We start from the raw sequence: 12,906 nt of genomic DNA on the forward strand, positions 1-12,906 counted from the left end.
CATCGTTCGCGTGCGTCATGCCATAAGAACCTTGACAGGGTCTCCCCGTCTGACGATAATGAGCGCCGAGCGCTCTCCTTGCATGCTCAGCCGCCCCAACACGACGCGTCAACACCCTCGAGACACGAAAACCCGAAGACGGACCGACACCGCTTCATATCAGTCCAAGGAGGAGATCATGGAGAGAAGAACGGCAATCGCAATGGGCTTCGCATTTCTGGTCATCCTTTCGCTTGCCGCCTGCGGCGGCGGGCAGAGCGGCCCGAACATGAAGGAGGGCCTCTGGGAGATCACGGTCAAGATGGACATGCCGGGCATGCCCATGCAGATGCCCCCGCAGACCTTCCGGCAGTGCCTCAACAAAAAAGACATGGTCCCCCAGAACAAGGAGGAGCCGGGACGCACGGACTGCAAGGAGATCAAGCGTGAGGTGAAGGGGGACACGGTGAACTGGGTGATCGAGTGCAAGGCGGAAGGCGGCACGGTCACCAGCAGCGGCACGATGACGTACAAGAACGACACCCTTGAAGGCACCGTCAAGGTCCGCGTGCCCGACGGCAGGCAGGGCACCATGGAGATGACCCAGCACATGAACGGCAAGTGGGTGGGTCCCTGCAAGTGACACAGGAGGTGAGCAGGATGAGCGCGCACCGTGAGCGGCGCCCGCGCGGCAGGCCGTGCCTTGTACCTTGGGCCCTCCTTTCGGCGGCCCTGGCCTTTCTACTTTTCCTGTGTCCCGGACCTGCAGCCTCCCAGCAGACCGAAAAGGTTGTACAGCCCCTGCAAACCCAGGAGAAGCTTGACCTCAAGCCCCTGCCGGAGAAGAAACCCGCCCAGACCGCCCCGGCCGCGCAGAAGCCGACCCAGGCGGTCATCCCCGGTGTCGTGACGAAGCAGCCGCAGCCCGCGTCCACTCCTCCTGTTACACTTCCCTCAAAAGGAACGCTGCAGAAGCTCCCGCTGCCCTTCCCCGCGGCCACACCCGCCGTCAAGACCCCCACGGCATCTCAACCCGCGGCGACGACCCCGGGGATGACGACCGTGCCCGGCACGCAGAAGCCCGCGGGCACCGCGACCCCTGCAAAGGGCGCGACGCAGCCCGCCCCGTGCCCGGCCGTGCAGCCTGTGGTGCAGCGCGTGGCCCAGCTCAAGGCCAAGCTCGGCCCCTACCTGCGCTCGACCTACGATTTCATCAACCTGGGCAGGCAGATGAAGCAGGCCGGCCACCAGGCTCAGCAGGCCGCCTTCAAGCCCTACCCGGGCACGGCCGCCCTGCCGCAGGGCGGCACGGGCGTGACCCCGGCGACGCCCCGGCAGACGAGCGGTGTCACGGCCGTCACGCCGCGGCAGACGGGCATGACCGAGCTGCAGAACATGCAGCGCATCCGCGGCGAGGCCCAGCGCGTCCACGGCAACGGCCTGCGCGAGGCGGGCGAGATCCGCGGGGTGCTCTCGGCCCTCAACGGCGAGATCCGCAAGCTTGCATCCTGTTCCTCCCTGACCGCGCAGGAGCGCCAGTCGCTGCGCGTTTCGGCCGACAGCCTCAACACCGAGACCGCCACGATGAAGGCCTACGGGAACGCCCTGCAGGCCCAGTCCAACGACTACGCCAGCCAGCTCAGCGCCCAGCAGGTTCTTGATCCCCAGTACTGCGGCGGCTGCAACCTTTCCGTCTGTCAGAGCTGCTGCGCCGAGAAGAACAGGGTCACGGGCGCGCCGGGATCGGCTCTGCGCGCACAGCAGGAGAGCAACCTTTCCCAGTGCAGGACCAGGTGCGAGGTGCAGGCTGCGATCTGCGACGCGGCCTCGGACATGAACCGGCGAAACACTGATTTCTTGAATATGGGGTCTGATATCCGCAAGTCCGTCACTGAATCGCAGACGACGATCCTCGGCAAAATCAGGGGCTAACCGGCGCGTCGGCGCACGCGGGAGTCGATCGGCTTGAAAACGGCGCTTGCCCTGGCGTATTTCTTCGGGTCCGTGCTCTTCGCGGTCGGCGCGCTCTGGCTCGGGTTCGTGCTGGCCCCGCCGGAGTACGCGCTGGACACCCGGGCACTCGCCCTCGAGGGGGGCCGGCTCGCGCGCCCGGATCTCCTTTTCCCGGGATGGACCGCACGGGAGCCCGTCCAGGCCCCGCCTGCCCTGGCGGGGTTGCGGGCCCGGAAAGACGGGACGCTGGCGGAGCTTCGGGTCCATGCCGATGACCGCGCCGCTGCAGCCGCCTTCAGGGACCTCGCGGAGGCGGCCTCGGCGGCTGCGGGCCCCCGTCAGGTCTCCGGGCCCGACCGCCTGGATTACACGGACACCGCAGGACGGCACATCGCCCTCCGGCGCATCGGGCACGTAATCCTCCGCGTGGAGGCCGACAGCGATGAGCGCATCGTGCAGGCCCTCCGGGAATCGGCCGTCCTGGTCCCCAACCCCGGGGCAAACCTCCTCACGGCGATTTTCCGCCGGGGCGAGCATCTGCCCGCCCTGCTTATCGTCATCCTGCTCTACGCGGCCCTGCAGCTTCGCCTCTGGAACCGGATCGGCAGCTGGGCCGCGGCGGTCCTCCCCGCCCCGGGGGCCGAACCGGTAAGCGAACCCGAGCTGCGACGCCGCCTCATGGCCCTCAACGAGCTGGACGCACCGCTGCGCGCGCAGGAGCGCAAGGACGGCACGATCGACGTGACCTGGCGCCTGGCCGACGCCAAATGGGCGGGCCTCATGACGTTGAGCGGGGTCCGCACCGTCGCGTCCATTCGTCTCCGGCTCTCCGAAAAGGAGAACGTATGCCGTGCCGTGGACATCGCGCGGTCGCTGCGGTACACGGCCGACGGCCCCAGGCTGGGCTTCTCCTTCGAGGGCTCCTTCTTCCGCGGCATCGTGCTGGGCCGCTGGGAATACGAGAAGCAGGTGGGGATCATCGTCCGGGACGGGCTGCCGACCGTCGGCACGGCCTACGAGTACACCTTTTCCCACGCCGAGCTGAAAAACCCCGTCGTCAACATCGTCGTCCAGGGCGGCTGGCAGTACAGGCCGGTCATGTTCATCTCCCGGGTCCTGGGAGGCTGACCGTACCCGTGAAAGAAGCCCCCGAACCAGCGATAAGACACATCTTTGCGGTGAGCCGCAGCCCGCGCGGGGAAGCCGGTTCCAACACTCCTTTCCCTCAATGCGCCCTCAATCCCCCTCCCTCGACGGGAGGGGAGCAAGGGGAGGGTGAACGATCTCAAGCGCCAAACTCGTCACGCCTCAAGGCAGCGTGACCGTGCGGAGCGTCGTTTTGCCGTCGGTCCTGCGCCGCACGCCACGCAGTCAGGGTCTGACGGTGTTGGCTTCGGCATCGAAGATGCATGACGTCCGCTGCGGCCGCTCAAGTCCGGCCCCGCGCTGACGATACAGTATGAGAACGGGCAGCCGCCCGGTAAAGGAGATCCATCATGAGCAAAAACAGTCCGACCGCAGTCCTCGTTGCCCTGTGTTTCGCCGTGGCTCTCGCCTCCCCGGCGCTTGTCGCCGATGCAGCGGGGCCCGCGTCCAAAGACTACGAGAAGAAGATGCAGCCCCCGCCGCAATCCCCCGCCAACCCGAACCTGAAGGCATGGATGGATGCCCAGAAGAACCCCAATCAGCCTGCAAAGCCTGCCCAAAGCCAGCCGATGGACCAGATCGGATCGAAGCTGCCCCCCAGACCCCCGGCGGCGCCCCAGCAGGCCGTGAAACCCGTCGCCGCGCCCGGCAAGCCCCCGGCACTTCAACAGGTCACCGGGCAGAACACGCAGCGCCCGGGCACCCCGCCCCAGGATCCGAAGAAGAATGCAACCTACGTCGGCAAGGTCAACACCGCGCCCGGCACACCGTCCTCGGCAAAGAAGCCCGAAGCGGGCTACAACGCGACGAAAGACCTCCTTGGACGATAGTCCCTTGGGATATGCCCGCTGCACGGAACCGTCCAGCCCCCGGGGCCGACAGCCCCGGGTGGGGGTTATGCCCCTCTTTCCGGAATCCCCGGGCCCGCACGCACGTTAGAAACCCGCTGATGTTGCTTGACATTTCGTTTTGTTCCTTTTAATAATCGCCCCGAGGGGAAAGCGGAGCGACGAAGGAGAGGTAAGCGGGGACGGCACTCTGTTTTCCGGGGGGAGTCTTGAAATACTGTGCGGGACCATAAGCCCGATGCAGGAGCGGAAGCTCTGCGTCGGGCTTTTTTCATTCACCGGGGCAACCTGAAACGTGACCGAAAATTCACGGACAAAGGGGCGAAAGAAACACTATGGCGAGGACGAAAAAGAAAAAGGACGAAAACAACAACAAGACGGGCGCCAACGTCGGCTACGAGGCCGAGCTCTGGAAGATGGCCGATGCCCTCCGGGGCAGTATGGATGCGGCCGAATACAAGCATGTCGTCCTCGGTCTTCTCTTCCTCAAGTACATCTCCGACGCCTTCGAGGAGCAGCATGCCCTGCTGGAGGCCGAAAAGGACCAGGGGGCAGACCCCGAGGACCCGGACGAGTACCGGGCCGTCAATGTCTTTTGGGTGCCGCCCGAGGCCCGGTGGTGCCATCTCAAGGCCAGCGCCAAGCAACCCACGGTAGGCCAGCTCGTCGATGACGCCATGGCCGCCATCGAGAGGGACAACCCCTCCCTTAAGGCGGTCTTGCCCAAGGAATACGGCCGCCCGGTTGTCGACAAGCAGCGCCTGGGTCAGCTCATCGACCTCATCAGCAACATCAAGGTCGGCGATGAGGAGGCTCGCTCCAAGGACGTGCTGGGCCGGGTTTACGAGTATTTCCTTTCTCAGTTCGCCAGCGCCGAGGGCAAGAAGGGCGGCGAGTTCTACACGCCCCGCTGTGTGGTCAAGCTGCTCGTCGAGATGATCGAACCCTACCGGGGGCGGGTGTACGACCCCTGCTGCGGCTCCTCGGGCATGTTCGTGCAGTCCGTCGAGTTCATCCGCGCCCATGCCGGGAAAAACGGAAACGCCGGCCGGGCGGTTTCGAACATCTCCATCTTCGGCCAGGAATCGAACTACACCACCTGGAGACTGGCGAAGATGAACCTCGCCATCCGGGGCATCGAGAGCAGGATCAAGCACGGCGACAGCTGCTACAACGACCGACACCCGGACCACAAGACCGACTTTATCCTAGCCAATCCTCCCTTCAACAGCACAGTGAAAGGGAAGATGTGGGAGAGCGTGTCATGCTGATGACAGTGTCAGAGTTTCGCAAAACTATAAAAGAAAATCGAGCGCGACTTATAGAGGCCCTTGCTACCGCAACAGGACGTGGCGGCAAGGAAGAACGTGAGGCTTGGGAATCGTCTCTGCCTGCGCTTGCGAACGTTTTGGAGGAGCCTGAGTTTGGTCCTCTTCACCTATACATCGCTGGCCACGGATACCTTGCCCTCGAATACCAACTACCCGCCGCATCTTCATGGTGCGACGTCGTGTTGCTCGGCCGAAGTAACTCGGGACCTTCCGTGGTAATTATCGAGCTTAAGCATTGGATCACACGCGGTGATCATCCGGGTCCAGTTGAGGGGCTGATGGAGCGTGGGGGTAGTCTAGTTCTTCATCCATCGGAGCAGGTACAAGGTTACGCCGAGTATTGCAGGAGATTCCATTCTAGTGTTCAGGATGAGCGAGCGAACGTACGTGGGTGCGTTCTCTTCACGCGAGAGTATTTCGCAGACCGCTACGCAGAGCCTCCCAATGATGCGCTAGTGCGGAAGTACCCCTTCTTTACACTGAACCCGAAAGTCATTCGGGAGGCCTGGCCAGCCTATCTTGCCGATTGCCTCACATCAGCCGACGAGCAATTCGCCCGCGCCTTCGTAGGCGGGCGCTACAAGCAGGAACGCGGATTTGTTCGCCAGGTCGGCGCTTTGATCCGCGATCGCACGGACACCCCATTCGTACTTCTCGATCACCAGCGTAGCGCATTCGCTCTTGTACGGGCCCGTCTTGAAGAATCGGTATTCAACTGCGGGATACCACGTAAGCAGGTCCTCGTAATCCAAGGGCCACCTGGTTCCGGCAAGTCTGTGCTTGCCGCTCACATCTGGTCGGCTCTGGTCACCGACGACCGGCTGCCAGAGGGCTCTGTGGTGCTGACGACGACTTCAACAGCACAGACTAGCAACTGGACAAAACTTTTCCAGACCGCTAGCAGCACCCGTGCTGCCGCCGGCCTTGTCAAGCGAGCCGCGAGCTATGTTCCGGCAACGACGCAGACGATAGGGCACCTACGACGCAGACATGGTGAGAACTTTGCAACCGATCCCGCGTGTTGGCGTAAAAATGTGAAACTCCTGAACGATTGGGGCGTGCCATTCCAGGATGGCGCGAAAGACGAACAATATCTAGTCTCTATTGTAGATGAGGCGCACGCTCTTATTAATCCTGAGCATCCCGAAGGCCGTGGCCAGTTTGGCTTTGCACCCACCCTTGGGCCGCTCGCTTGGCACATAATACGGTGCTCAACTGTCTCAATTTTCCTCCTCGATGAAGAACAAGGCTTCCGTGACCGCGAGAACACCACGATCGACGACATCCGCCTCTGGGCTGAAGAGTTAGGCGCCAACGTAGTGGAGCCCATCTCGCTTGCAGGCGCGCAGTTTCGCTGCGCCGGCTCTGCCGACTTCGTCACTTGGGTCGAGAGACTCCTTAAGGGGTGTCCTGCGAATGAGCTGGCTGACCTCGCCGCAAAATGGCGCCGCTTCTTCGACGTCCGTATCATCGAGACGCCAGCCGGATTGGAACAGGCGCTTCGAGACAAAGCTGGAGATGGCAACACTGTCCGGCTGCTTGCGAGCTACGCTCGCGAGTGGAAGACAAAAGGTGCGGCGCGACCACACGCTTTACCAAAGGAGCAGCAAGACTTCCACGAGCCCTATGTGGATGAATCGGGAAACCGTAAGTACTGGTGCAAGGTCTGGAATTTCATTCCACGAAATGGCAGCGACTACACCTGGTTCATCCAAGCACCCCAAGGAAGCCCCATGCATCAGGATCAGCTTTGCGAAGTCGGCTGCCCGTATGCTGTGCGCGGTTTTGACTTCGACTACATCGGCGTGCTTTGGCTGAGCGATCTTGTCTGGCGTGCGGGCCGCTGGCATCCGGATCCGGCACATGTTCACGACACTGGACTCGACCGAAGCGTTCGTGCAGCTCGAAAAGAAAAGACGCCCAGACAAGCGCACGAGATGTTGCGCGCCGCGCTTGCGCAAGCATACCGTATACTGCTCACCCGCGGGATGAATGGGTGCTATCTTTGGTTCGAAGACGCCGAGACATGTGCCCATGTCCGTCAGTGTCTCGGGCTTACAGGCAATTGAGCATATGCATAGAATCAGGTCAGGCCTGATTATTGACTACAGGCACATGCTAGCCGAGAGCGGCGCGGTTCGAAGCGTGAAGAAATCAGGCGCAAGCTGGCAATACCATATGCAAGATCATACAGAAAAGCCTTGCTTCTTTCTATGAATGCGGGAGCCTTTCAAAAGGAAGCCCCCGAGTCATAATAGGATATCAATTTTGCCTTCATGCCAGAAAATTGCATGATTCCTGCGGCGGAAATCGAACAGGCCGATATCCTCTGCCCGAATCAATAGCGGCATAGCACACATTCAAATTGACGATGACGCTTGACCGGAGAATCCGTTTGGCGGCATTCCGCTGGCTTGGCGAACAGGTCAGCATTCACGGCGACGTATTGCCGCGCAGGCTGCTTGAAAAGGGCTTCGAGTTTGAAGGAACGCGGATCGCGCTGATCTCACCCCAGGGAATCTTCAGGCCCCGCGGTATGGACTACCCCCTGACCATCACGACGGCCCCGGAAGGCCCCTACGACGATTCGTTCAGCCCCGACGGGTATGTTCGCTACCGCTATCGAGGAACGGACCCGTACCACCGCGACAACGTCGGCCTGAGAGAGGCCCATCGACAGCGTATCCCCCTCATCTACTTCCACGGTGTCGTTCCCGGAAAGTACCTCGCCACGTGGCCTGTCTACGTGATCGACGACGACCCCGCCGGGCTTACCTTCACGGTGGCCGTCGACGTCTTGCCGGAAGCTGCTCGCAACTGTTCATACCCCGAACCCGAAGAAGACGTCTTGCGTCGCCGGTACATCACTTCAGAAATCCGGATCCGGCTGCATCAGCGAGGATTCCGGGAGAAGGTGATCGCCGCTTACCGTTCGCAATGCGCCTTTTGCAAACTGCGGTATGGGGAACTTCTGGACGCCGCCCACATCATTCCGGACAACGAGCCCGACAGCCTCCCGACCATCGACAACGGCATGGCCCTGTGCAAGCTCCACCATGCCGCATTCGACAGCTTCCTGGTCGGTGTCGACCCGGATTTTCGGATTCACGTCCGGCCGGATGTTCTCAAAGAGGAGGATGGCCCCATGCTCGTGTACGGGCTCAAGGAATTGCATAGGGCCCGTATTATCCTGCCACGCTTCGAGTCGCAATGGCCCAATCGGGATTATCTGGACAGGAGATACCAGCGCTTCACGGCATACGCTTAAAGAACGCTTGCACACCGATGGAGGTTGCATGAGGACTTTCATTGGCATCACGGACTTGGACTGGTATGAATTTCTCGCCTCCAGGCAGGGGGTGGACGAAGTCAATTTCTGGCAGCCCAGCGCCTCGACAACCTTTCAGGCACTCTCACCCGGCGAGCCTTTCCTCTTCAAACTGCATAGCCCGAACCACTTCATTGTCGGAGGCGGATTCTTCGCTCACTACACCCGACTGCCGGTCAGCCTTGCCTGGAGCGCTTTCGAGGAAAAGAACGGGGCACGATCGCTTGCCGAGATGCGCCGGCGAATTGAGAAGTACCGCCGGACACAGCCCGACAGGGGCGCGGACTACGAAATCGGATGCGTCCTCCTGGAGCAGCCTTTCTTTTTCAGTCAATATGATTGGATACCGGCGCCTGCGGATTGGAGCGCCAATATCGTGAGGGGCAAGGGCTATGATACAAAGATGGGGGAAGGCAGGCGGATTTGGGATGCTATCTGCCTGAAACTCAGTCTTTCCGCCACGCCCATAATCGAAGACGAACGTGCCCGTTACGGCGCGCCGACGGTCATCACCCCCCGACTGGGACAGGGCAGCTTCCGTGTCATCGTCACGGACGCCTACGGCCGGCGTTGCGCCGTGACAAGCGAGAAAACACTGCCCGCCCTGGAGGCCGCTCATATCAAACCATATACGGAAAGCGGCCCGCATGACGTGCGGAATGGCATTCTTTTTCGCTCGGACATTCACAGGCTCTTCGATAAGGGCTATGTGACCGTCTCGGAGGACTATCGGTTCGAGGTGAGCGGGCGAATCAAGGAGGAATTCGAGAACGGTCGCGATTATTATGCGCTGCACGGGCATCGTATCCTGTTGCCTCGTGAATCGCAATTATGGCCCCAGAAGGACTACATCCGATGGCACCAGGAGAATGTCTTTAGGTGATGCAATCCAACGACGTGAGGACCGAGGTTTTTTGCTTATTTTTCGGCTGATCAGCGATGGGAGAATCCCGACATGACTATTGCCACTGAGATCAAGAGGCTCATTGGGTCGTGGAAAAGATTCGACACCCTTGGGGGAAAGAGCTTTTTTGAGGCGAGAGTTTCAGGGAATCAGCTCCTCATTCGTACTGCCTCTGGAAGGGAGTATTCTGTATCTGAAGATCTAATCGAAATGACTGCAAAGAGATTCGAGACTCTTCCAACAGATCGCAAATTTCGCACGGGCGAATATACCGATCCGAAATGGAAAGCTTGTCCCCATAGAATTCTGTGCCCATACATAGCTCGTCTGCTTAAGGAAATATAGACAGTGTCGTCCTAACGCTTTCGGGATTTACGGCGGACGCCGCGGAGGGAATTAACCATGGCCACATACCGTCAGATCCAAGAAGATATTCGCAGGCATCACGGTCGGACGGTCAAGACCTGTTGGATCGCCCATGTAAAGGAAATGAACGGCCTGCGCCCGCGCATGGCACCCAATCGAATCAGCATACGAGATAGGAAGGTGCCATGCCCACCGGAGATCCGGCCGATCATCGAAGAATCAATGCGACGACTCGGCCTTCTTTAAACAGTTCTTCCCTTTCGCTTCGCCCAATGAACTGAGATATGCGCGACCGTATCAGAGGCATACTGTTCGGTCTTGCAGCGGGGGACCGGATCGGGGGTCCCACGCGGATGGCCCTCGAGCTTGCGGAGAGCCTGATTGGCTGCAATGCCTTCGATCTGCAGGATATTTCGGGACGATACCTGAACTGGTGGCGGATGGGCGGTTTCGACACCGGCCCCACCGCGGCACGCGTCTTTGAACTGGCCTCGTCCGGGCTCTCGTTTGAGCAGGCTGCAACTCAAGTGCATCGCGAATCCAGCGGCTGTACGGCGGGTTGCAACCCTGCCCACAGGTGCGCTTCCATCGCCATGGCTGCGTTCATACCGGATGCGCTTGTGGGCACGAACGCTCAAAAGGAGGCGATGCTGACGCACCGCCATCCCCTGGCGGGCGACGTCGCCGCGGCCGTTGCGTCCCTCTGCCGCGCATTCATCCGCGGCCTGCCCTGGCCCGCGGCCATTGCGTTTGCCTCAGGTGGGCGGCTGCCCGAAACACAGCGGGCCCTTGGCGCAAGAGATTCAGATGGTCTGTCTGCCGGTGGCTATGCGCCGGTGGTCCTTCGGGCCGCAGTCTTTTTCCTGCACGATTCGCCGTCGTTCAGCGCGGCTTTGGATCGTGCGATGGCTTTCGCCGGCCCATCCAACTACTGTCCTGTCCTCGTGGGCTGCATCGGCGGGGCGAAATGGGGCCGAACGGCGATACCGGACTCGGTCCTGCCTGACGATGGGGCGCTGTTGGAACGAATCAGCAAGGCGGCCTCTGCTCTGGGCAAAGCATGGGGTCGGGCCTGATGGTTGACTTCAGGCGTGCACGGGCCGAATACGGTGAGGCTCGGGGCGGCAGGGGAAAGGAGTCCGGACGGCTCGACCAATTTGCACGTTCATACAAAAAAGTCTTGACTTTTTTGTATATGGATGCAATCTGGCCATATGCGGCGCATCATCGAAAAGTACCTGTTCGATCCGGAGCTGACTGCGGGAAAGATGATTTTTCTGACCGGCCCGAGACAGGTCGGAAAGACGACATTCGCTCTGCACTGGCTCGACAAGGCTGCCGGCTCCCGGGCGACGTACTTCAACTGGGACGACCCCGCCGTCGTCGGCCAGTACAGGAGAAACCCTCTTTTCTTCCGCAACGTCATCGATGACGCATACGGCGGGTCACCCGTACCTGTGGTGTTCGACGAGATTCACAAGCAGAAGGGCTGGAAGAATCTTCTCAAGGGAATCTACGATACCGGCAAGGAACGGATGACCCTGCTCGTCACGGGCAGCGCAAGGCTCGGCCTGTACCGCAAGTCGGGCGATTCGCTCGTCGGGCGCTACGTCTCATTCCAGATGTTTCCCGTTGGTCTCCCGGAGATCACGGATGAGTTTTCCTACGTGATCGATGACGAAAGGCCGATCGCCGACGGCCGGGTTTTTCTGGATAAGGCCAGGAAGGCAAAGGCCGACCGTTATACCGACGCCCTCGAAAAGCTTCTCCATTTCGGGGGTTTCCCCGAACCCCTCCTTCGTGCCTCTCCCAGGTTTCTGAACCGCTGGCAGCAGGACTACAGAACCCTGCTGACCCGGGAAGATGTGCGCGACCTGTCCCGCATATCCGACATCCGAGGGCTCGAACACCTTGTCACCCTGCTGCCGTCGAAGGTCGGGTCTCTTTTGAGCGTCAATTCTCTGAGCGAGGATCTGAGCTACAGCCACAGGACCGTCGCACACTGGATCGAGATGCTCAAGGAAATCTATCTCGTTTTCACGATACGGCCCTGGCAGCAAAACGTAACCCGTGCCATCAAGAAGGAGCCGAAGCTTTATTTCTTTGACTGGTCGAGCCTCGAAGATCCGGGAGCGCGGTTCGAGAACATGACGGCCGTGACGCTGCTGAGAATGGCGGCCCGTTTTACGGAGCGGGGCCTGGGCCGATTCGAGATCTACTATGTCCGCGACAAGGAGAAGCGGGAGGTTGACTTCCTGCTAGTGAAGGATAACGTCCCCATTGCTCTCTTCGAAGCAAAGACGGGAGATGAAGCGGACATGGGAATTGGACGGCGCTTCGCCGCGATGCTGGGAGTGCCTTTCTACGGGATTGTCGGCAGAGGGCAGAAACCGGAGGCCTTTCCGGGCAATTGCTTCAGCATCCCGGCCGCAGCGTTTTTCATGCTGGCCGGTTGAGCGGCGCCCATGGCCCCCTTTGTGGAGAAAGTGGAATCGGCTTTGAACAAGACCCCGTTTTCTCGCGGTACTCCCAAAGGAACGGAGTTTGTCTTGACGGGGACGGGGAAGCGGTCTTTTATGTTGCGGCAGGCGGTCGGGAGGCGGCGCCTGGGTGCGCGATGCCATGACTAGGCCACGCGTTCGGGCCGGAGTTGGCTTGGTGCCTGGGGCGGGAATCGAACCCGGCAGCAGCGAATGATTTCAATATGTTAGGACAAGAGTGCTAAAAAAATGCTAATACCACGATCCGTTATCAACAAAGCGCTGCCACCTTCCCTCGCCCTAACCGGATAGAGTGTCTTATTCTCCTTGACAGGTTTAAGCACGTCCCTTATAGACAGTCCCCGAGGAGAAAGCGGAGCGGTGAAGGAGAGATAAGCGGGGACAGCACTCTGTTTTCCGGAGGGGGTCTTGAAATACTGAGCGGGACCATAAGCCCGATGCAGGAGCGGAAGCTCTGTGTCGGGCTTTTTTGTGTTCTCGGGTTTGCAGTTTCACCCTCGAATCAAACCTTTGAGGAAGGGATGCATTAGAGAACGGATCGAAACCGACT

The 12,906-nt window shown here is 60.5% G+C and carries 10 protein-coding genes and 1 pseudogene; all 11 read left to right on the forward strand.

The genetic code is table 11. From position 1 onward, the window contains the following. Positions 1–178: 178 nt before the first annotated feature. The 11 genes and pseudogenes from HPY67_01810 to HPY67_01860 all read left to right on the forward strand — a co-directional run bounded on the left by HPY67_01810 (position 179) and on the right by HPY67_01860 (position 12,311). Positions 179–622 (forward strand): DUF3617 family protein, encoded by a 444-nt coding sequence (locus HPY67_01810; protein ID NPV03454.1) that lies wholly within the window; start codon positions 179–181, stop codon positions 620–622. Positions 623–639: 17 nt separating this feature from the next. Continuing rightward, positions 640–1,911 carry a hypothetical protein gene (locus HPY67_01815; GenBank protein NPV03455.1) on the forward strand — a complete coding sequence of 424 codons (1,272 nt, stop codon included), beginning with the start codon at positions 640–642 and terminating at the stop codon, positions 1,909–1,911. 33 nt (positions 1,912–1,944) lie between these two features. Continuing rightward, entirely contained in the window at positions 1,945–3,060 is a 1,116-nt protein-coding gene (locus tag HPY67_01820; GenBank protein ID NPV03456.1) for a hypothetical protein, read from the forward strand. A gap of 368 nt (positions 3,061–3,428) precedes the next feature. Next, positions 3,429–3,908, forward strand: coding sequence for a hypothetical protein (locus HPY67_01825; protein ID NPV03457.1), 480 nt, complete (start codon positions 3,429–3,431; stop codon positions 3,906–3,908). Between the two features lie 353 nt (positions 3,909–4,261). Beyond that, positions 4,262–5,161: pseudogene (locus tag HPY67_01830) on the forward strand (SAM-dependent DNA methyltransferase). A 551-nt stretch (positions 5,162–5,712) separates the two neighbouring features. Continuing rightward, positions 5,713–7,326, forward strand: coding sequence for a DUF2075 domain-containing protein (locus HPY67_01835; GenBank protein NPV03458.1), 1,614 nt, complete (start codon positions 5,713–5,715; stop codon positions 7,324–7,326). 326 nt (positions 7,327–7,652) lie between these two features. Next, complete coding sequence (locus tag HPY67_01840; GenBank protein ID NPV03459.1) at positions 7,653–8,525, forward strand: HNH endonuclease; 873 nt, start codon at positions 7,653–7,655, stop codon at positions 8,523–8,525. 28 nt (positions 8,526–8,553) lie between these two features. Beyond that, positions 8,554–9,468, forward strand: a complete 915-nt coding sequence (locus tag HPY67_01845) for an HNH endonuclease (protein NPV03460.1) — start codon at positions 8,554–8,556, stop codon at positions 9,466–9,468. Between the two features lie 72 nt (positions 9,469–9,540). Further along, complete coding sequence (locus tag HPY67_01850) at positions 9,541–9,834, forward strand: hypothetical protein (GenBank protein ID NPV03461.1); 294 nt, start codon at positions 9,541–9,543, stop codon at positions 9,832–9,834. 374 nt (positions 9,835–10,208) lie between these two features. Next, positions 10,209–10,931 (forward strand): ADP-ribosylglycohydrolase family protein, encoded by a 723-nt coding sequence (locus tag HPY67_01855; protein ID NPV03462.1) that lies wholly within the window; start codon positions 10,209–10,211, stop codon positions 10,929–10,931. A gap of 138 nt (positions 10,932–11,069) precedes the next feature. Next, positions 11,070–12,311: an ATP-binding protein gene (locus HPY67_01860; GenBank protein NPV03463.1), complete on the forward strand. Its 1,242-nt coding sequence runs from the start codon at positions 11,070–11,072 to the stop codon at positions 12,309–12,311. Positions 12,312–12,906 lie beyond the last annotated feature (595 nt).

It is taken from the genome of Syntrophaceae bacterium, assembly GCA_013177795.1.
Classification (GTDB): Bacteria; Desulfobacterota; Syntrophia; order Syntrophales; family UBA2192; genus UBA2192.

Coding starts and splice junctions, on each gene's coding strand:
- HPY67_01810 (NPV03454.1), top strand. CDS start 179: ATGGAGAGAAGAACGGCAATCGCAATGGGCTTCGCATTTCTGGTCATC.
- HPY67_01815 (NPV03455.1), top strand. CDS start 640: ATGAGCGCGCACCGTGAGCGGCGCCCGCGCGGCAGGCCGTGCCTTGTA.
- HPY67_01825 (NPV03457.1), top strand. CDS start 3,429: ATGAGCAAAAACAGTCCGACCGCAGTCCTCGTTGCCCTGTGTTTCGCC.
- HPY67_01845 (NPV03460.1), top strand. CDS start 8,554: ATGAGGACTTTCATTGGCATCACGGACTTGGACTGGTATGAATTTCTC.
- HPY67_01850 (NPV03461.1), top strand. CDS start 9,541: ATGACTATTGCCACTGAGATCAAGAGGCTCATTGGGTCGTGGAAAAGA.
- HPY67_01855 (NPV03462.1), top strand. CDS start 10,209: ATGGCCCTCGAGCTTGCGGAGAGCCTGATTGGCTGCAATGCCTTCGAT.
- HPY67_01860 (NPV03463.1), top strand. CDS start 11,070: ATGCGGCGCATCATCGAAAAGTACCTGTTCGATCCGGAGCTGACTGCG.